Origin of the sequence: Delftia tsuruhatensis (assembly GCF_903815225.1) — a bacterium.
In the GTDB taxonomy this organism is placed as follows: Bacteria; Pseudomonadota; Gammaproteobacteria; order Burkholderiales; family Burkholderiaceae_C; genus Comamonas; species Comamonas tsuruhatensis_A.
The window spans coordinates 591135-609098 of the sequence record NZ_LR813084.1; the positions used below are offsets into that span (position 1 = coordinate 591135).

Sequence of the window (17964 nt, forward strand, 5' to 3'; positions counted from 1 at the left end):
ATGAAAAAAGCCGGCGCAAGGCCGGCTTTCAGGCAAGGCGGCCGGGGCCGTGTCAAGCCGGGAGCTGGCTGCGGATGGCGTCTGCCAGGGCGGCTATGCCCTTGTCGATCTGCTCGGCCGACACCGTCACATAGGACAGGCGCAGCGTGTTGGCCTGGGCGTCGCCCGCATAGAACGGCGCGCCCGGCACGAAGGCCATGCCGCGCTCCACGGCCGCGGGCAGCAGCTTTTGCGCATCCATGCCCTGGGGCAGGCGCACCCACAGGAACATGCCGCCGACGGGGCGCGTCCATTGCACGTCCAGGCCGGACATCTCGCGGTCCAGCGCGGCCAGCATCGCATCGCGCTGCTGCCTGTACATGGCGCGGATGGTGGGCACATGGCGGTCCAGGAAGCCGTCCTTGATGACCTCGGAGACCACGCGCTGGTTGAAGCCCGGCGTGTGCAGGTCGGCGGCCTGCTTGGCCTGCAGCAGCTTGTTGTAGACGGCCTTGGGCGCCACGAGGAAACCGATGCGCAGGCCCGGGGCCAGCACCTTGGAGAAGGAGCCCAGGTAGATCACGCCATCGGGATTGCGCGCGGCCAGCGGCAGCGGGGGCGCCTGCTCGAACCACAGGTCACCGTAGGGGTTGTCCTCGATCAGGGGGATGTCCAGCTCGCGGGCCTTGTCCGACAGGGCCTGGCGGCGCGCCTCGTCCATGGTGCGGCCGGTGGGATTCTGGAAGTTGGGCAGCACGTAGGCCAGGCGGGCCTTGTCGGCGCCGCTGCCGACCTTGGCGACGAAGTCCTCGATGACGATGCCGCTGTCATCGCTGTCCACGCCAACGGGCACGGGCTCCTGCGGGGCGAAGGCCTGCAGCGCGCCCAGGTAGGTGGGCTTTTCGACCAGCATGCGGCTGCCGCGGTCCAGGAACACCTTGCCGATCAGGTCCAGCGCCTGCTGCGAGCCCGTGGTGATCAGTACCTGGTCGGGGTCCACCTCCCAGGGCAGGAAGTCGGCGACCGCCTGGCGCAGCGGCGCAAAGCCTTCGCTGGTCGCGTATTGCAGGGCTGAGGCGCCATCGCGTTGCATCACGGTCTGGCAGGCCTCGGTGAAGGCGTCCAGCGGGAACGCCTTGGGCGAAGGCAGTCCGCCGGCCATGCTGATGATGCCGGGGCGGTCGGTGAGCTTGAGGATTTCGCGGATGGCGGAGGGGTTCATCTTGGCAGCACGGTCTGCCAGCGTCCAGGTCGTCATATGAAAAGCAGTCTAGGTCCTTGCGGTGCCCGCCATGCGGGCGGGCTGGTATGGGTTGCCATGCCGTCGTGGGGCACGGGCCGGCCGCATGTGAAGAGCGGATATCGGATACGGCTTTCGCTCTTGCGCCGGCAATGAGGGTATTTTGTCGCGGCCGTGAAGGGTGTGCGCTCCCTCCCTTCAATAGCTGGGCAGGCCAGTACGGCCTTTGCCCGGGCGGCCCGTGCCGGAGCGTGGTTGGCGGACCCTCATGCGGCCACCATCCACAGCGCCGTCAGCGCCAGCAGCGCCGCCATGGCGCGGTTGAACCACAGCAGCCTGCGCCCCTGGGCCAGCCAGTGGCGCAGCAGCGCGCCGACGCAGGCGTACAGCAGGTTGCTGAAGAAGGCGTAGGCGGCCATGACCGGCAGCACCACGGACAGGCGCGCCGACAGGTCCTCGCGACCCGCGATCCAGCCGGCCACGATGGCCAGGGCCAGCAGCCAGGCCTTGATGTTCACGAATTGCAGACCCACGCCCTGCCAGAAGCCGACCTGCAACGGCTGATCACCGGCCGTGGCCATGCGTGCGCTGCTGGCGAGGCGCCAGGCCATCCACAGCAGATAGGCGATGCCGGCGGCCTTGATCAGCCACAGCAGCACGGGCGCGGCCAGCACGGCGGCGCCGATGCCGACCGTGCTCAGCGCCAGCAGCACGCACCATCCCACGGGCACGGCCATGACGAAGCGCATGGCGGGGCGCAGCCCGTGGTTGGCGGCCAGGGCCGTGGACAGCGTGGTGTTGGGCCCGGGGCTGAAGCTCATGGAAGCGGCCAGCAGCAGCAAGGCGGTGAGTTCGGACGGTGGCATGAGGCGGCGGGCCCCGAAGGTCTCCATGCAGGCGGGAAGGGCTGTTGGGGAAAAGATGCTCAGTGTGCCTTTTCCACAGCACGAATCCTGCCAATATAGGTGCAAGACCTGTACAGTACCAATACAGTTGAACCCTCAATTTCATGTTCTGTAGCGGTGCCTATCCCGATACAGTGACTTTTTGGTGACCCTCCCATGCCTGTCCCCCTTTCGCGGCTGGCCCCGCAGAACCTGAGCACCCAGCTGGCCGAGCGCCTGGGCGAGCGCATCCGCATGCGGCTGCTGCCTGCCGGGGCCCGCCTGCCTTCGGTGCGCGAATGCGCGCGTCAGCAGGGCGTGAGCACGCACACGGTGGTGGCTGCCTATGACCTGCTGCAGGCCCAGGGCCTGGTCGAGGCGCGGCCGCAAAGCGGCTTTTTCGTGCGCGACTTCGTGCAGGATGCGGCGCTGCTGCAGCCCGAGCAGGCGCGTGCCGCCGAGGAGCCGGCCGGGGTTCCGCAGGGCACGCGCATCAATGCCTCGATGCTGGTGCGCGGCATGTTCCACCAGAGCGTGGGCGGCAAGCCCCAGCCGGGCGCGGGCGTGCTGCCGGCCGAATGGCTGGAGGCCGGGTTTCTGGCGGCTGCCATGCGCCGGGTCTGTTCGGGCAAATCGCTGTACGACACCTGCGTGCGCTACGGCGATCCGCTGGGCGACATCAGCCTGCGCGAGGCGCTGTCGCGGCGCCTGGCACGGCTGGGGATCGCCGCCGCGCCGCAGCACATCATCACCACCATGGGCGCAACGCATGCGCTGGACGTGATCAGCCGCGCCCTGCTGCAGCCCGGCGACCCGGTGATGATCGAGGAGCCGGGATGGGCCGTGGAGTACGCACGCCTGGCATCGCTGGGCATGCGCGTGCTGCCCGTGCCGCGTGGCCCCGACGGGCCCGATCTGGCCGTGATGCAGCGCTACTGCGAAAGCTGCGCGCCCAAGCTCTACGTGAGCGTGAGCGTGCTGCACAACCCCACGGGCTACAGCCTGTCGCCGGCCAGTGCGCACGAGGTGCTGCAGCTGGCGCGGCGCTTCGGCTTCTATGTGGTCGAGGACGACACCTATGGCGAGATCGCGCCCGACCACGCGGCGCGCGTGACCGTGCTGGACCGGCTCAGCCACAGCATCTACGTGAGCGGCTTCGCCAAGTTGCTGGCGCCCAACTGGCGCGTGGGCTACCTGGCGCCCCCACCCGCTCTGGTGGAGCGGCTGGTGGACACCAAGCTGCTGTCCACGCTGACCACGCCGTCATTGATGGAACGGGCGCTGGCCCACTGCATGGACCAGGGCCAGTTGCGCCGCCACGCCGAACGCCTGCGCCAGCACCTGGCCCAGGCGCGCACGCGCAGCGTGGCGCTGGCCCGGCAGGCCGGTGCCCGCTTCGCGGCCGAGCCGGCCGGCATGTTCGGCTGGGTGGACACGGGCGTGGACACCGAAACCCTGGCCCAGCGCCTGCTGGACGCAGGCTACTTCATCGCCCCCGGCTCCATGTTCCACGCCGGCCGCCAGCCCAGCACCTGCATGCGCATCAACTTCGCCACCACGCAGGAACCCGCCTTCTGGCGCATCTTCGAACGCGAAGTCCAGGCCCTGCGCGGCAGCGCATAGAAAAGGGAATGGGAGAGGAAGAAGGAAGGGAAGGGGACTGAAGCAGCATCGACCCGCGAGCGCTGATCAGATGTGCAGCGCCAAAAACCGGCGCGCCCCAAAGCGAGGGACACCGAGCAAGGGCCTACGCCGGCCGCGCCGCCCCGCCGCGAGGGTGTCGTCCCCCTCCCCCGCGCAGCGGGTAGAGAGGGGGAAGGCGCGTCAGCGCCTCAGGGGGTGCCTCCAGTCAATGCGCCCGCATCTTCGTGCGCAAGCGCGCGATCGCCTGGCTGTGCAGCTGGCAGACGCGCGACTCGGTCACGCCCAGCACGGCGGCGATTTCCTTGAGGTTCATGTCATGTTCGTAGTACATGCCCATGATGTACTGCTCGCGCTCGGGCAGGGCCTTGATGGCCTCCACCAGGGCCACGCGCAGGCGGTGGTCGCGCAGCAGTGCGAAGGGGTCGGCGCCGTTGTCGGCCACGTGGCGCTCGAGGAAGTCCTCGCCTTCGTCGCCGCCCGACATGTCCTCCAGGTACACCAGCTGGGTGCCACGCACCTTGCCCAGCAGCGACTGGTAGTCATCCAGGTCCATGCCCAGTTCGTCGGCGATCTCCGACTCCATGGGCGTGCGGCCCAGGCGCTGCTCCAGCCGGTGCAGCGCGTGCTCTATGTCCTTCTGGCTCTTGCGCGAGCTGCGGCTCATCCAGTCGCCGTCGCGCAGCTCATCGAGCATGGCGCCGCGGATGCGCTGGCTGGCAAAGGTCTCGAATTGCACGCCCTGCTCGCTCTCGAAGCGGGACAGGGCCTCGGCCAGGCCGATCATTCCGACCTGTATCAGATCGTCCAGCTCCACATTGGGCGGCAGCTTGGCGATCATGTGCAGCGCGATCCGGCGTACCAGGGGCACGTGCCGGCGTATCAGCGCATCGCGGTCGAGTTGGCCTTTGGCGGTGTACATGGCAGTCAGTGGCTCCAGGCATGGGATGCAGGCAGCGGCGCATAGCCGGCGGCCAGATCCTGGCCGCCATGGGGCAGCACGCTGCCTGCATGGTTGAGCAGCTGCAGCGCCAGGCGCTGCAGGTCCGGTGCATGGTGCAGGCGCACGGGCAGCAGCCCGGGCGTGTGGCCCAGATGGCGCCGTGCGCATTGCAGCAGCGCATCGATCTGGGATTGGCGCCGCTGCGCATCTTCGGCCTGGCTGCGCGCGCCGGTTTGTCCTCTGCGCCAATCGTAGCGGGCCACTTCCGCCTCGGCGGGCGCGGGCAGCAGCGGCGCCAGCAGGCAGCGCAATCCGGCATGCAGCGCCAGCTGCTTGAGCTGGCGGTAGCAGCCCAGCACGCGGGGGCCTTGCTCGGGAAGCACCATCAGCGGGTGCACGGGCTGGCCTGCCAGATTGGCGGCCAGGGTGTCGGCATCGGCATACAGCATGACGATGGCGTAGCCGCGCACATGGCGCTGCAGCCATTGCATGGGCGCCATGCCGGCCTGCCGCGCCTGCTGGGGCAGCAGCTCCAGTCCCAGGCGGGCCGGCAGCACGGCCACCGAGTGGCCGTGGGGCTCGGGGTGCAGGCCGGTGCGGGCCTGCCATGCGCTTTGCTGGAGCAACTGGGTCAGGCCCGGTGCGTCCGGCGCCTCGCCCTGGCCGGCATCGAGTACCAGCACGGGCAGGCCCAGGCGCTGCAGGCTGGCGCAGACCGGCCACAGCAGGGCCTGCTCGGCCTGGCCTTCGGCGTCCGAGGCCGCATCACGCAGCATGGCCAGCACGCGCAGGCCCGACGGCGCGGAGGCGCCGGGCCGGCCGTGCAGGCCCTGGCCCTGGTGCAACTGGGGAAAGGTCTCAAGCATGGAGGGCCTCGCTGTCCATGGTGCTGGGGCTGGAGGGGGTGAAGAAGAAGTCCAGGTCCAGCGCCTTGGGGTCGAAGGCCGAGCGGCTGGCCGATCGCATGGATGCGGACACCAGTTGCTGCGCATCGGCACGCTCCCAGTCCTCAGGCACGCGCTGGCCGTTGGTCACGCCGCGCAATTGCATCTGGTGGCGGATCAGCGTGTCCACCGAGGGGCCCAGCTTCACGGCCTCGTCCACCTTGGTGAGGATGGCCTGGCTGGAGCCACGTGCCTTGAAGGCCTGCATCACATCGTCCAGCGCATCGCCCTGGCCGGCCGCGTTGACGGCCAGCAGCTTGTGCACGCCGGGCAGGTCCAGCAGGTCCAGGATCTCGTCCTTGCGCGGATCACGCGGTGCCACGCCCGTGGTGTCGATCAGCACCAGCTGCTTGTTGGCCAGCAGGCCCAGCAGGTCCTGCAGCGCGGCGCGGTCATGGGCCAGGTGGGCGACCATGCCCAGCATGCGGCCGTAGGAGCGCAGCTGGTCGTGGGCGCCGACGCGGTAGGTGTCCAGGGTGATCAGGCCCACGCTGGAGGCACCGTATTTGGCCGCGCACAGGGCGGCGAGCTTGGCCGTGGTCGTGGTCTTGCCCACGCCGGTGGAGCCCACCAGGGCGTAGACGCCACCTTGCTCGTACAGCGGCTCCTGGCCGGCATCGGTGCGCAGGTTGCGCTCCAGCACCTGCATCAGCCAGCGCACGGCGTCGCCTGCGGACAGGTCCTGGGGCAGATGCTCGACCAGCGCGCGGGCCAGCACGGGGGAGTAGCCCGCGCGGATCAGCTTGTGCGTGAGGTTGGCGTGGATGGGGTTCTGGCGCGTCTGGCCCAGCCAGGTCAGGGTGTTGAAGCGTTCCTCGATCAGGTCGCGCATGGACTGCAGCTCGTCGCGCAGTGCCTGGGCGCCCAGCGCGGGGGCCGGTTCGGCGCGCAGCGCTTCGCGGGCCGGGGCCTCGACGCCAGTGCGCAGCGGGTTGTGGCGGGCCACGGAAGGCGCCGCCGGGGCCTTGGGCTGGGGCATGGCCTGGGGCGCGGCGCCGGGCGTCTCGCGCAGCGCATCACCGAGGCTGCGGCGCTGGGCGAAGCTGGGCAGCGGCTCATCCTCGCCTGCGGCTTCATGGCGACGGCGCAGCATGCGTTCGCGCACATAGTCCTGGAAGGACAGCGTGCTCATGGCCAGCTGTTCCGTGTCTTCCTGCACGCTCTGGCGCAGGCCGGCCGGCTCGACGCCTTCGGGCGACAGCGAGGCGGCCTGCGAAGCCACCTGTGGTGCGCGGGCAGCGGCAGGCTGGGCCGCGCGCAGACGCGACTGGGCCTGGATCAGCTGGGCCTGCAGTTGGGAGGGCAGGCCCGTAGTCTCCTCGGCGGCACGCCGCTCGATGGCCTGCTGCAACGGCGTGCCGCTGGCGGCCGCCTTGCTGTGCTCCAGCGTGTCCTCGGCCGTGGCCATGACCTCCACGCCGTCGGGCGTGCTGCGGTTGGACAGGATCAGGGTGCCTGCGCCGAAAGCCATGCGCGCCTTGGCCAGGGCCTCGCGGGAGGTAGGGGCGTAGAAGCGTTTGATGTTCATGCGGATGCACCTTTAAGAATCGAGCCGATGCGGATGGTGTGCGTCTCGGGGATCTCGCTGTGGGCGAGAACCTGCAGACGCGGTGCCACGCGGCGCACCAGGCGGGCAATGGAGTTGCGGATGGAGTCGGGAACCAGCAGGCAGGCGGGCAGACCCAGCTCTTCCTGCTGGTTGGCCATGTCGGCCGCCTTCTGGGTGAGGATCTCGGCGACGCCGGGATCCAGGGAGGGGGCACCGGGGTTGGACAGCGCCTGCACCAGCAGGCGCTCGAGCCCGGGCTCGATGGCGATGACGTTCAGCTCGCGGGTCGGGCCGTAGATCTGCTGGACGATGGACGGCGACAGCGCGATGCGCACGCGGCGGGCCAGCTCCACGGGGTCCTGGGTGGCCGAGGAATGCTCGGCCAGGGTTTCGATGATGGTGCGGATGTCACGGATGTGCACCGAGTCCTCCAGCAGCAGCTGGAGCACTTTCTGGAACGTCGTGATGGACACCATTTTGGGAATGACTTCTTCGATCAGCTTGGGAGCCAGCTTGGCCACATGCTCCACCAGTTGCTGCGTCTCGGTACGACTGATCAGCTTGGCGGCATGCACTTGCATCAAGTGTGACAAATGGGTGGCCATCACGGTTTCCGAATCAACCACGGTAAAGCCCGCCATTTGTGCCGCTTCCTTCTGGCGTTCGTCGATCCAGTGGGCAGGCAGGCCGAAGGCCGGGTCCGTGGTCTGGGTGCCGATCAGCGGGGTGCTGATGCCGCCAGGGTTGATCGCCAGGAACATGCCGGGAAAGGCCTCGCCTTCTCCCACCATCACGCCGCGCAGGGTGATGCGGTAGGCGCTGGGCTTGAGCTCCAGGTTGTCGCGCACATGCACGGCCGGTGGCAGAAAGCCCACTTCCTGCGCGAACTTGCGGCGCACGCCCTTGATGCGCGTGAGCAGGTCGCCCTGGCGGCTCTTGTCCACCAGCGTGATCAGCCGGTAGCCCAGCTCCAGGCCCAGCAGGTCCACGGGCTGCAGATCGTCCCAGGTGGCCTCGCCATCGCCTGGAGCCGCCACGGGCGCGGGCGCCTGTGCCTGCTGCATGGAGCGCTGCTGCTGGCGGCGCGAGAGCATCCAGGCCAGCCAGCCCAGCAGCGCGCCCGTGCTCAGGAACACGATGTGGGGCATGCCGGGGATGATGCCCAGCAGGGCCAGCACGCCGGCCGTGATGCCCAGCACCTTGGGCGACATGAACAGCTGCTGCGCGATCTGCTGGCCCATGTCCGATTCCTTGCCCACGCGAGAGATCACCATGGCCGCGGCCACGGAGATCAACAGGCCGGGGATCTGCGCCACCAGCGCATCGCCCACGGCCAGCAGGATGTAGCTGTCGGCGGCCTGGCCGGCCGACAGGCCGTGCTGGATCATGCCGATGGCAAAGCCGCCGATGATGTTGATGACCAGGATCAGGATACCGGCGATGGCGTCGCCGCGCACGAACTTGCTGGCGCCGTCCATGGAGCCGAAGAAATTGGCTTCCTCCTGCACCTCGGCGCGGCGGCGCTTGGCTTCCTTCTCGTCGATCAGGCCGGCGTTGAGGTCGGCGTCCACGGCCATCTGCTTGCCGGGCATGGCATCCAGCGTGAAGCGTGCCGAGACTTCGGCGATGCGCTCCGCGCCCTTGGTGATCACCACGAAGTTGATCACCACCAGGATGGCGAACACGATCAGGCCGACGGCGAAGTTGCCGCCGATCAGGAAGTGGCCAAAGGCCTCGATCACGGCGCCGGCCGCGCCCGGGCCGGTGTGCCCTTCCAGCAGCACCACGCGCGTGGAGGCCACGTTCAGCGACAGGCGCATCAGCGTGGTCAGCAGCAGCACCGAGGGGAAGGCCGCGAAGTCCAGCGGCTTGATCATGTAGGCCGCCACCATCATCACCATCAGCGCCACGGCGATGTTCAGCGTGAAGAAGGTGTCCAGCAGCCAGGGCGGGATCGGCAGCACCATCAGCGCCAGGATGGCCACCACCAGCAGCGGCGCCATCAGGCCCTGGACGAGCTTGGCGTGCTCGCCGGACCACATCGATTGCAAAGAGTGGAGCGGATTCGTCGTCATGGAGCGGTACCTTCAGCGGACGCGGCGCCGGTTGCGCGGCGGCCCTGGTGCGGGTCGAGTTCGGCGGGCACGGCGGGTTCGCCAAGTTCCGCGGGCATGGGGCCCTCGCCGCGCAGCGCGGCCTTGAGGCGGTAGACGTAGGCCAAAACCTGGGCCACGGCCGTGTAAAGCGCGGCGGGAATGGCCTGGTCCAGGTCGGCGTGCGCGTACAGGGCGCGCGCCAGCATCGGGGATTCGAGCACCGGAATCTTGTGCGCACCGGCGATCTCGCGGATCTTCAGTGCCACCAGGTCCGTGCCCTTGGAGATGACCTGGGGCGCGGCCATGGTCTTTTCGTCGTAGCGCAGGGCCACCGCATAGTGCGTGGGATTGGTGACCACGAAGTCGGCGCGCGGAACGGCGTTGACGCTGGCGCGGTCGGCGATCTCGCGCTGCTTCTGGCGGATCTTGCCCTTGATCTGGGGGTTGCCGTCGGACTCCTTGTGTTCCTGCTTGACTTCCTCGTGGCTCATCTTCAGGCGCGACTTGAACAGGAAGGCCTGCAGCGGCACGTCGATCACGGCCATCAGGAACACTACCAGCAGCAGCAGGGCCACGCCGCTGGCCAGCCACTGCCCGGTCATGGACAGTGCCATGGCAGAGGGCTGGGCCGACACCGAGGCGATCTCGCCGATGCGGCTGGACAGGAATTTCCAGGCCACGAAGCCGAGGATGGCCGTCATCAGCACCATCTTCGCCACGGTGACCATCTGCTGCTTGGAAAACAGATTCGTCAGGCCCGTCAGTGGATTGAGGCGGCTGAACTGTGGCTGGATGGGCTTGAGGCTGAAGATCCAGCCACCGGCCATCACGCCGGACACCAGGGCCGCCGCCGTGGTCACGGCCGCGACGATCAGCGCAATGGTCAGGCCCATGCCACCCATGGACTGCAGTCGCTCGAGCATCAGCGCCGGCGTCTTGGCCATGTGCGCATCGAAGGCCAGGTGGCGGGCCAGTGCCATGCGCAGGTGCCGGATCAGTGGCTCGGCTCCCATCAGCATCAGCAGTGCTCCCGTGCCCAGGATGGCCAGGTGCGACAGGTCGCGCGAGCGCGCACCCTGGCCGTCCGCACGCGTTTTCTGCAGTTTGCGTTCGGTGGCTGGCAGGCTTTTGTCTTGGCTGGATTCCATGGCGCAATGACGGAAGGATTGGCGTCATTGTCGGAACAAGCCGGAAAGCAGAAGCCCCGATAAGCGGGGCTCAAGCGGCGCTTATGCGCTGTCTGGGGTCTTGGATGCCAACGCGTGGCGACGACACATTGAATGAAACTGGCGCGCCCTAAAGCGAGGGTGCCGTCCCCCTCCCTCGCGGAGCAAGTAGAGAGGCGCCGTGCCACGGGGGAAGGCGCGTCAGCGCCTCAGGGGGGCCTCTAGAACCCCAGGCTGGCCAGCAGGTCGTCCACCTGGGACTGGGAGGTCACCACATCGGGCGTCTTTTCCGGATCGACCACGGGGCCGGCCAGATGCTCCTTGGGTTTTTCGGCCGGTTCCAGGGCGGCCTGCTGGGGGTTGGGGGAGGTCTGGATCAGCAACTGGACCAGCTGGTCCTCCAGGTCGGCCGCCAGCGAGACCACGCGGGCGATGACCTGGCCCGTGAGGTCATGGAAGTCCTGGGACATCATGATCTCGGTGAGGTGCTCGTCGGCCTGCTGCGTGCCCTGCTCGACTTCCTCGAGGAAATTCATCACCCGGCCCTTGGCCACGGCCGCCACGGGGTCCTCGACCAGCTGCGCGCGCATGGCGCGCACGCGCTCGGCCAGCCGGTCCTGCTGGCCCTTGGCCAGCTCGACGCGGTTCAGGACCTTCTCCGCGGCCTCTCCGGTCAGCCGCGCGATGTAGGAAAGGCGGCTTTGCGCATCCGGCAGCTCTCCCATGCTGCCGCGCAGGCGGTCCGCATAGCCCAGCTCATTGAGCGAGTCATGCAGCTGGCGCGTGAGAACGCCGACCTTGTAGTGGACGCTGTCGGGGACATCCGGGTTGCTCATGGCGCGTGCCCTACAGGCCCAGCTTTTTGAGGATGAGGTTGACCTTCTCTTCCAGCGTGGCCTTGGTGAAGGGTTTGACGATGTAGCCAGCCGCGCCGCCCTGGGCCGCTGCCACGATGTCCTCCTTGCGGGCCTCTGCCGTCACCATCAGCACCGGCAGATGCTTGAGCTTGTCGTCCTGCTTGATTTCGGTGAGCAGCTGGAAACCGTTCATGTTGGGCATGTTGATGTCCGTCACCACGAAATCGAATTTGCTGCTGCGCAGCTTGTGCAGTGCCACGACGCCGTCTTCGGCTTCATCTGCATCGGGAAAGCCGCTTTCCTTGAGCAGGTTGCGCACGATGCGCCGCATGGTGGAGAAGTCGTCAACGATCAAAAAACGCAGGGCATTAGCCACGTGAGGCCCTTTCGGTCGGTAGGTGCTCGGTACTGGTAGGAATTCGCTGCGATAGTAACAATTTGAAACCTTCGCGGCGCAATGTGGGAATTTTCCTGCTTTTCGGCAGCATCGGGCGCAAACCTTAATTTGTTACACGCGCGGGCGATGCCGCAGGGGTGGCGGGGGCCTGTGTGGCGGGCTCTGCCATGGCGTCGCCAGTAGCTGCCTGCGCCGGTGTGCTGCCGCTGTCGCCCGCCAGGGATGGGGGCAGGGCGTTGCGTGTCACGGGTCCACGATGGCCCAGCAGGCGCTTTTCCGCCTCCTGCGTGAGCACGGTGATGGTGATGCGGCGGTTCTGTGGCGCGCGCGGGTCGTCGGGCAGCAGCAGATCGCTGCTGGCCAGGCCGGTGATGCGCGCCAGCTGGTTCAGCGGCATGCCCGCCGCCACCAGTTCGCGGCGCGAAGCATTGGCGCGGTCGGCCGACAGCTCCCAGTTGCTGTAGCCGCGGTCGGCATTGCCGTAGGGCGCAGCGTCCGTGTGGCCCGACAGGCTGATGCGGTTTTCCGCACCGGCCAGCGCCGCGCCCACCTCGCGCAGGATGTCGCGCATGTAAGGCTTGACCACGGCGCTGCCGCTGTCGAACATGGGCCGGTTTTGTTCGTCCACGATCTGGATCTGCAGGCCGTCAGGCGTCACGTCGGTGCGGATCTGCGAGCGAAATTCATTCAGGCGCGCATTGCTGGTGATCATGGCGTCCACCTTGGCCTTGAGTGCCTTGATGCGGTTGGAGTCCACCTGGGCCTGGTCCGAGCGGCCCGCGTCGATGCTGGTGCGCCGGTTGGAGTTGTCGGCAGACTCCGAGCGCCGCACCTGGCCGTGCACCTTGGCCAGGTCGTTGCCGCCGCCCGGGATCACGCTGGAGCTGTTGCCCGCGCCATCGCCACCGGCCATGGATACCTTGAGCGGCGAGGAAAAGTAGGCCGCGATGCCCTGCAGTTCTCCCTTGGCCGTGGAGCCCAGCAGCCACATGAGCAGGAAGAAGGCCATCATCGCTGTCACGAAGTCGGCATAGGCGATCTTCCAGGCGCCTCCATGCGGCGCGTGCGCGCTCTTCTTCACGCGCTTGATGATGATCGGCTGTAGCTTTTTCTCTGCCATGGCGTGACGCTGATGTGGGCGGTATTACTTCTTGCCCTTGACGTGGGCCTCGAGTTCCAGGAACCCGGGGCGCTCCGTCGAGAACAGCACCTTGCGGCCGAACTCTATGGCCGTGGCGGGGTTGTAGCCCTGCATGCTGGCCAGCAAGGTGGTCTTGATGCACTCCAGTTCCTTGGCCGCGTCCTGGGCGCGCTGCTCCACCAGTCCCGCCATGGGCTCGACCAGCGCATAGGCCAGCAAGATGCCCAGGAAGGTGCCGACCAGGGCCGAGGCGATCATGCCGCCCAGCACGGAAGGCGGCTGGCCCACCGATCCCATGGTGTTCACCACGCCCAGCACGGCGGCGATGATCCCGAAGGCGGGCAGCGCGCCGGCCAGGCGGGTCAGGGCATTGACGGGGCCGTGCGCCTCGGCGTGATGGGCCTCGATCTCGCTGTCCATCAGGGATTCGATCTCGTGCGAATTCAGGTTGCCCGAGACCATCATGCGCAGGTAGTCGGTCAGGAATTCCACCACATGGTGGTCGGCCAGCAGCTCGGGGTACTTGCTGAAGATGGGCGATTCGTTGGGCGCTTCCACGTCGCTTTCGATGGACATCAGGCCTTCCTTGCGGGCCTTCTGCAGGATCTCGTACAGCAGGGCCATCAGCTCCATGAAGCGGGCCTTGGTGTAGCGCGAGCTCTTCATCACGCCCGGGATGGCCTTGGCCGTGGCCTTGAGCACCTTGGGCTGGTTGCACACGATGAAGGCGCCGATGGCGCCGCCGCCGATGGTCACCATCTCGAAGGGCAGGGCCTTGAGAATGACCTGGACGTTGCCCCCGTGCAGCACATAGGTGCCGAAGATGCAACCGAAGGCGACGATGTATCCGATGATGACAAGCATGGGAGTGGATTGTGAGGCAGCGACTCGCCAGGGTTGATGGAAAAAGCTGGGTGATTGGGGTTCAGATCGACTGTTCTACCGTGCAATGTTGCCGTGGCGGTGACAGGCAAGATGGCGCATGCGCGGTGATCGGCGATGATTGTTCGCAGGCTGCCTGTCTTTCATCTTCGGCCTGTTTTTCCTTTACTTGATCATTTATGCCGTCCTCCAGCACGCTCCCCGACATCGCCCTGGTCATCATCGCCAAAGATGAGCAGCGGTGCATTGCACGATGCATTGACAGTGCCAGAAGCTTCGTGAGCAGGGTCGTGGTGCTGGACACAGGATCCACTGACCGGACAGCGGAGATCGCCGCCAGCTGTGGGGCCCAGGTCCACCATTTCCGATGGTGCGACGATTTTTCCGCTGCCCGTAACAGGGCGCTGGAACTGGCGGATGCCGATTGGAGCCTTGTGCTGGATGCCGACGAATGGCTGTCTGCGGGAGGGGGGTGGCTGCCTTGCCTGGGGCAGATGGGTCACGTGCTCGGAACCGTGGAAATACATAGTGTGTTCGAGAGTGAGCGCATCACCCAGGTCAGCCAATCGTCAATCACCAGGCTGCTTCCGAGGGGAGTGCGCTACCAGGGCGTGGTGCACGAGCAGCCGTGTTCCGATTTGCAGCGTGTGGCCACACCGCTCGTCGTCCTGCACGACGGATACCTGCCCGACCAGATGCAGCGAAAACGAGGCAGGAATCGGCAACTGCTGCTGCAGGAGCTGGACAGGAATCCGGAAAGTTCCTATGTCCGCTATCAGCTGGGGGTGGATGCCGAACTGGATGGCCGCCACGCCGATGCGTGCGACTACTTCGCCGGGGCGCTGGCGGGCCTGTGCGGGAATGCAGGCTATGAACATGACCTGTGCATCAGATATCTGTACTGTCTGGACAAGGCGGGTCTCTACGAAGAGGGCATGGAGTTTGCACAGGCGCAAATGGAAAAGTGGCCAGATTCCCCCGACTTCTTTTTCGCACTGGGCGGTCTGATGCTGGATGTGGCCATTGACCGATCTCCCCGGGAGTCCGGCCACTGGCTGGCGATGGCAGAAGCTGCCTGGCAGCGGTGTCTTGAAATCGGCGAAGTGGTACCGAGCCGCCATGGCAGCGTGGCTGGCAGAGGCAGTTACCTGGCTGCCCACAATCTGGCCGTGATGTATGAGCAGCTTGGCCAGTTGGAAAAGGCACAGGCATTGAGGCGCAACTACCCGATGCCGGCCTGAAGCCCGGGCCGCCAGACGACGGATGATGCGCGTCTGCATGCGGGTGCGCATCACGCCGAAGGTCGCGCATCGCGAAAAAAGCAGGGCTTTCTCTCTGTTGATCCGGAGGCCTCACATGGGCACCGTGCGGCAGCATAGTCGGCATTTGCCTTGGTGTTTCCTGCGCCAGGCACTTGATCCGCCCTGAGAACCAATGACTGATGCCAACTATCTGCAGCAGGCGCTGCAACTGCATGACCAATGGGAGTTCGATGCAGCACGCGAGGCCTACGCGCAGGCGCTGAGACACGAGCCTGGCGATCACCAGGCGCTCTACGGCATGGGCTTGCTGCTCGGCCAGCACATGTTGCTCAGCGCCGAGTCCCTTCCTTACCTGGAGGCCGCCATCGGCGCCAAGCCACGGGCCTTCGCATACTGGCGCACCTATATCAATATGCTGATCCGCGAGGGGCTGGGCGATATGGCGCGCTCGCTGATCGAGCTGGCCAGGAGCCAGGGCATGCAGCAGATGGCCCTGGAGCGCCTGGAAAAGGACCTGGCCTTGACGCAAGGGGTGGAAGCGGCAGCCTTCCTGGAGGAACAAGTCGCCGAGTGGGAGGCTCGACGCCCGTCCCAAGAACCTGATGCGCCTGCACCACAGGTGCAGATTCCTGGGGAATTGCTCAAGGCGCTGTCCCGACAGCTCCAGCAAAGGAGCTTCAAGCAAGCGGATGACTTGCTGGCATCGGCATTGCACGCCTACCCGCGCAGCGCCTTGCTGTGGCAGACCAAGATCAACATGGAGCTGGAGCGCGGGAACCGTGCTGTGGCCCTGGAGGCTGCGCACCGGGCTACCGCAGCGTTGCCCCGGGATGCGAGCCTGTTCATGCTCCTTGGCGAGGTGCATCTGGAGGCGAAGGAGGCTGCGCAGGCCGAGCCCGCCTTGCGCCAGGCGGTCCTGCTGTCGCCGCAGTCGTCCAAGGCCCATGAGCTGCTGGGCAATGCCCTGCTGGCCCAAGAACAGGCACAGGCGTCCTACCCTCATTTTGTCCAGGCCTTGCTGCTGGCTGCCGATATGGAGTCCCAGGCACTGGTCCAGTTCCGATTGATCAGTGCGCTGCATGCCGACGGGCAACCCCAGCTGTGCGCCCAGTTCCTGAGCATGCTGCTGCAGCAGCCGTTGAGTGCCAAGCTCCACTTGGCGTGTGGCGACTGGATGCGCAAGCTGGGCTGGAATCTGCAGGCTGAAATGGCCTACCGCCAGGCCCTGCAGCAGCAGCCCGAACTGTTCATGGCCCTGGTCGGCCTGAGCCTTTCCCTCTCCGGCGATGCCACTCGACTGGCCGAGCGCGAGACCGTGCTGCGCAGAGTCATGGAGCTGAGTAGCGACTCCGAACGCAAGCTGGCTCGGGCCGACCTGGCTTATGTGCTGTTTTCCCAGGAAAGATGGGAGCCCGCGCTGGAATTGCTCGCAACCACTCTGCAAGAGGAGCCGGGAGATTCGCGTGCGCATCGGCTGCGCTGCCTGCTGCTGCTGGAAAAGATGGATCTCGATGCCCTGGAGAAAGCCCTGTCGGAGGGCCTGGTGCATCTGGTGGACGACCATGACCTGCTGTATATCCAGGCGCTTTACTGGGGGCGCCGTGGAGACGTCCGCAAGGCGCTGGCCCAATATGACGCGATGCTGGAAAAGCATCCGAACAGCGCAGGAGCGCACAGCGCGCGGCTGCTGACGCAACTGCACTTTCCCGGAGCCAGCCCCGTGCAAATCGGCCAGTCCTGCCGGGAGTTCGGCCAATTGATGCGCCGTTTGCATGGCGATCCTGCACAGCAGCACGCGAATGGCAAGGATCCCGGGAAGGTGCTGCGCGTCGGCTTCGTCTCTGCCGACCTGCGTGGACACGCCGCAGCCAAGTTCTTCCTCCCAACGATGAGGGAGCTGGCCAAGTGCAGGGAGATCGAATGCATCGCCTACTGCAACAACGATCTCTATGACGATGTCACCAAGGAGTTCATGGAGCTGTTCCAGCAATGGCGGGGCGTGCAGGATATGTCGACCGATGCCTTGGTGCAAATGGTGCAGGAAGATGGCATCGACGTGCTGATAGATCTCAGTGGCCATACCAAGGGCCATCGGCTCGATGTACTTGCACGCAGGCCTGCTCCTGTGCAACTGACGTGGATTGGCAATCCTGGAGGCACAGGCCTGCAAACCATGGACTACATCGTGCTGAGCGATCTTTTCCTGGACCGGCCCGCCGTCCGCGAGCAGTTGACAGAGCGTATCCTGCGCCTGCCTCTGGCCTATGTATTCGACGGCGGCATCCATGGGGAGCCTGTGGCCCCTTTGCCTGCGCTGCGCAACGGTTTCCTCACGTTCGGCTCCTTCAACCGCCTGGTCAAGGTCAATCGCGAAGTCGTGCAGGTATGGGGGGCGGTGCTGCAGGCGCTGCCCACTGCAAGGCTGGTGATCGGTGCCTGCGAGCCGTCAGGCCCTCCCGCACATCTGCGCGAGTGGCTTCAGGAGGCCGGCATCGGTGCGGAGCGTGTGCAATTCGCATCACGTACGGGATTCGAGGGCTATTTGCGTGCACACCACGATATCGATATCTGCCTGGATACCTTCCCCTTCACCGGCGGAGTGGTTACTAACCATGCGCTGTGGATGGGGGTGCCCACACTGACCCTGGTGGGGGATCTTTTGTGTGGACGGCAGTCGGCCGAGGTTCTGGCGCGCGTGGGGCTGACGCAGGACTTCGCAGCGGAAGACCTCGACGGCCTGCTGCAACTGGCCCGTTACTGGAACGAGAACCTGCATCGTTTGGAGCTCATCCGCCAGGCTCTGCGGCCGGCCCTGCAGGCCCAGGAGGTCCGCCAGGCGGAAATCGCCGCCAAATCCGTGGTCATGGGCTTGCGTGAAGCCTGGCGCCGCTGGTGCGATGGACGCGAGGTGGAGGATCTTCGCGTCAGCTATCAGGATCTTGGGTTGGAGCCCCCCAAGCCGCTGGGGCTGTGATGATGATGC

14 protein-coding genes are annotated in these 17964 nt (G+C 66.5%); 3 read left to right on the forward strand and 11 right to left on the reverse strand.

Features of this window, described 5'->3' with window-relative positions:
* Positions 1-52: 52 nt before the first annotated feature.
* Entirely contained in the window at positions 53-1237 is a 1185-nt protein-coding gene (locus L1Z78_RS02730; RefSeq protein ID WP_234640039.1) for a PLP-dependent aminotransferase family protein, read from the reverse strand.
* 248 nt (positions 1238-1485) lie between these two features.
* Positions 1486-2085, reverse strand: coding sequence for a LysE family translocator (locus L1Z78_RS02735; protein ID WP_234642078.1), 600 nt, complete (start codon positions 2083-2085; stop codon positions 1486-1488).
* Positions 2086-2280: 195 nt separating this feature from the next.
* Here L1Z78_RS02735 and L1Z78_RS02740 point away from each other — a divergent pair, with 195 nt between their 5' ends.
* On the forward strand, positions 2281-3726 hold the full coding sequence (locus tag L1Z78_RS02740) for a PLP-dependent aminotransferase family protein (protein ID WP_234640040.1): 1446 nt from the start codon (positions 2281-2283) through the stop codon (positions 3724-3726).
* A 226-nt stretch (positions 3727-3952) separates the two neighbouring features.
* Here the strand turns inward: L1Z78_RS02740 and L1Z78_RS02745 are convergent, their stop codons facing one another.
* From L1Z78_RS02745 to motA, 9 genes are all read right to left on the reverse strand, one after another.
* Entirely contained in the window at positions 3953-4666 is a 714-nt protein-coding gene (locus L1Z78_RS02745) for an RNA polymerase sigma factor FliA (protein WP_234640041.1), read from the reverse strand.
* A 5-nt stretch (positions 4667-4671) separates the two neighbouring features.
* The gene (locus L1Z78_RS02750; protein WP_234640042.1) at positions 4672-5553 is read right to left on the reverse strand and encodes a hypothetical protein; all 882 of its coding nucleotides are present in this window, start codon (positions 5551-5553) and stop codon (positions 4672-4674) included.
* Entirely contained in the window at positions 5546-7159 is a 1614-nt protein-coding gene (flhF, locus tag L1Z78_RS02755; protein WP_234640043.1) for a flagellar biosynthesis protein FlhF, read from the reverse strand. Before flhF ends, L1Z78_RS02750 begins: the two co-directional genes overlap by 8 nt.
* Entirely contained in the window at positions 7156-9255 is a 2100-nt protein-coding gene (gene flhA, locus L1Z78_RS02760) for a flagellar biosynthesis protein FlhA (protein ID WP_234640044.1), read from the reverse strand. The genes flhF and flhA overlap by 4 nt, the downstream gene beginning before the upstream one ends.
* Positions 9252-10424 carry an EscU/YscU/HrcU family type III secretion system export apparatus switch protein gene (locus L1Z78_RS02765; protein ID WP_234640045.1) on the reverse strand — a complete coding sequence of 391 codons (1173 nt, stop codon included), beginning with the start codon at positions 10422-10424 and terminating at the stop codon, positions 9252-9254. The genes flhA and L1Z78_RS02765 overlap by 4 nt, the downstream gene beginning before the upstream one ends.
* 239 nt (positions 10425-10663) lie before the next feature.
* Positions 10664-11278, reverse strand: coding sequence for a protein phosphatase CheZ (locus tag L1Z78_RS02770; RefSeq protein ID WP_234640046.1), 615 nt, complete (start codon positions 11276-11278; stop codon positions 10664-10666).
* A gap of 10 nt (positions 11279-11288) precedes the next feature.
* A complete protein-coding gene (gene cheY / locus L1Z78_RS02775; RefSeq protein ID WP_234640047.1) occupies positions 11289-11675 on the reverse strand; it encodes a chemotaxis response regulator CheY in 387 nt (128 codons plus the stop codon).
* Between the two features lie 124 nt (positions 11676-11799).
* On the reverse strand, positions 11800-12816 hold the full coding sequence (motB, locus tag L1Z78_RS02780) for a flagellar motor protein MotB (RefSeq protein WP_234640048.1): 1017 nt from the start codon (positions 12814-12816) through the stop codon (positions 11800-11802).
* Positions 12817-12840: 24 nt separating this feature from the next.
* Complete coding sequence (gene motA / locus L1Z78_RS02785; RefSeq protein ID WP_234640049.1) at positions 12841-13701, reverse strand: flagellar motor stator protein MotA; 861 nt, start codon at positions 13699-13701, stop codon at positions 12841-12843.
* 197 nt (positions 13702-13898) lie between these two features.
* Here motA and L1Z78_RS02790 point away from each other — a divergent pair, with 197 nt between their 5' ends.
* Together L1Z78_RS02790 and L1Z78_RS02795 are read left to right on the forward strand one after the other, a co-directional pair.
* Positions 13899-14960 (forward strand): glycosyltransferase family 2 protein, encoded by a 1062-nt coding sequence (locus L1Z78_RS02790; protein WP_234640050.1) that lies wholly within the window; start codon positions 13899-13901, stop codon positions 14958-14960.
* A 193-nt stretch (positions 14961-15153) separates the two neighbouring features.
* Positions 15154-17955: a tetratricopeptide repeat protein gene (locus tag L1Z78_RS02795; protein ID WP_234640051.1), complete on the forward strand. Its 2802-nt coding sequence runs from the start codon at positions 15154-15156 to the stop codon at positions 17953-17955.
* Positions 17956-17964: the final 9 nt, after the last annotated feature.

Coding starts and splice junctions, on each gene's coding strand:
- L1Z78_RS02770 (WP_234640046.1), bottom strand. CDS start 11,278: ATGAGCAACCCGGATGTCCCCGACAGCGTCCACTACAAGGTCGGCGTT.
- L1Z78_RS02795 (WP_234640051.1), top strand. CDS start 15,154: ATGACTGATGCCAACTATCTGCAGCAGGCGCTGCAACTGCATGACCAA.
- flhF (WP_234640043.1), bottom strand. CDS start 7,159: ATGAACATCAAACGCTTCTACGCCCCTACCTCCCGCGAGGCCCTGGCC.
- flhA (WP_234640044.1), bottom strand. CDS start 9,255: ATGACGACGAATCCGCTCCACTCTTTGCAATCGATGTGGTCCGGCGAG.
- L1Z78_RS02735 (WP_234642078.1), bottom strand. CDS start 2,085: ATGCCACCGTCCGAACTCACCGCCTTGCTGCTGCTGGCCGCTTCCATG.
- motB (WP_234640048.1), bottom strand. CDS start 12,816: ATGGCAGAGAAAAAGCTACAGCCGATCATCATCAAGCGCGTGAAGAAG.
- motA (WP_234640049.1), bottom strand. CDS start 13,701: ATGCTTGTCATCATCGGATACATCGTCGCCTTCGGTTGCATCTTCGGC.
- L1Z78_RS02790 (WP_234640050.1), top strand. CDS start 13,899: ATGCCGTCCTCCAGCACGCTCCCCGACATCGCCCTGGTCATCATCGCC.
- L1Z78_RS02730 (WP_234640039.1), bottom strand. CDS start 1,237: ATGACGACCTGGACGCTGGCAGACCGTGCTGCCAAGATGAACCCCTCC.
- L1Z78_RS02750 (WP_234640042.1), bottom strand. CDS start 5,553: ATGCTTGAGACCTTTCCCCAGTTGCACCAGGGCCAGGGCCTGCACGGC.
- L1Z78_RS02740 (WP_234640040.1), top strand. CDS start 2,281: ATGCCTGTCCCCCTTTCGCGGCTGGCCCCGCAGAACCTGAGCACCCAG.
- L1Z78_RS02745 (WP_234640041.1), bottom strand. CDS start 4,666: ATGTACACCGCCAAAGGCCAACTCGACCGCGATGCGCTGATACGCCGG.
- L1Z78_RS02765 (WP_234640045.1), bottom strand. CDS start 10,424: ATGGAATCCAGCCAAGACAAAAGCCTGCCAGCCACCGAACGCAAACTG.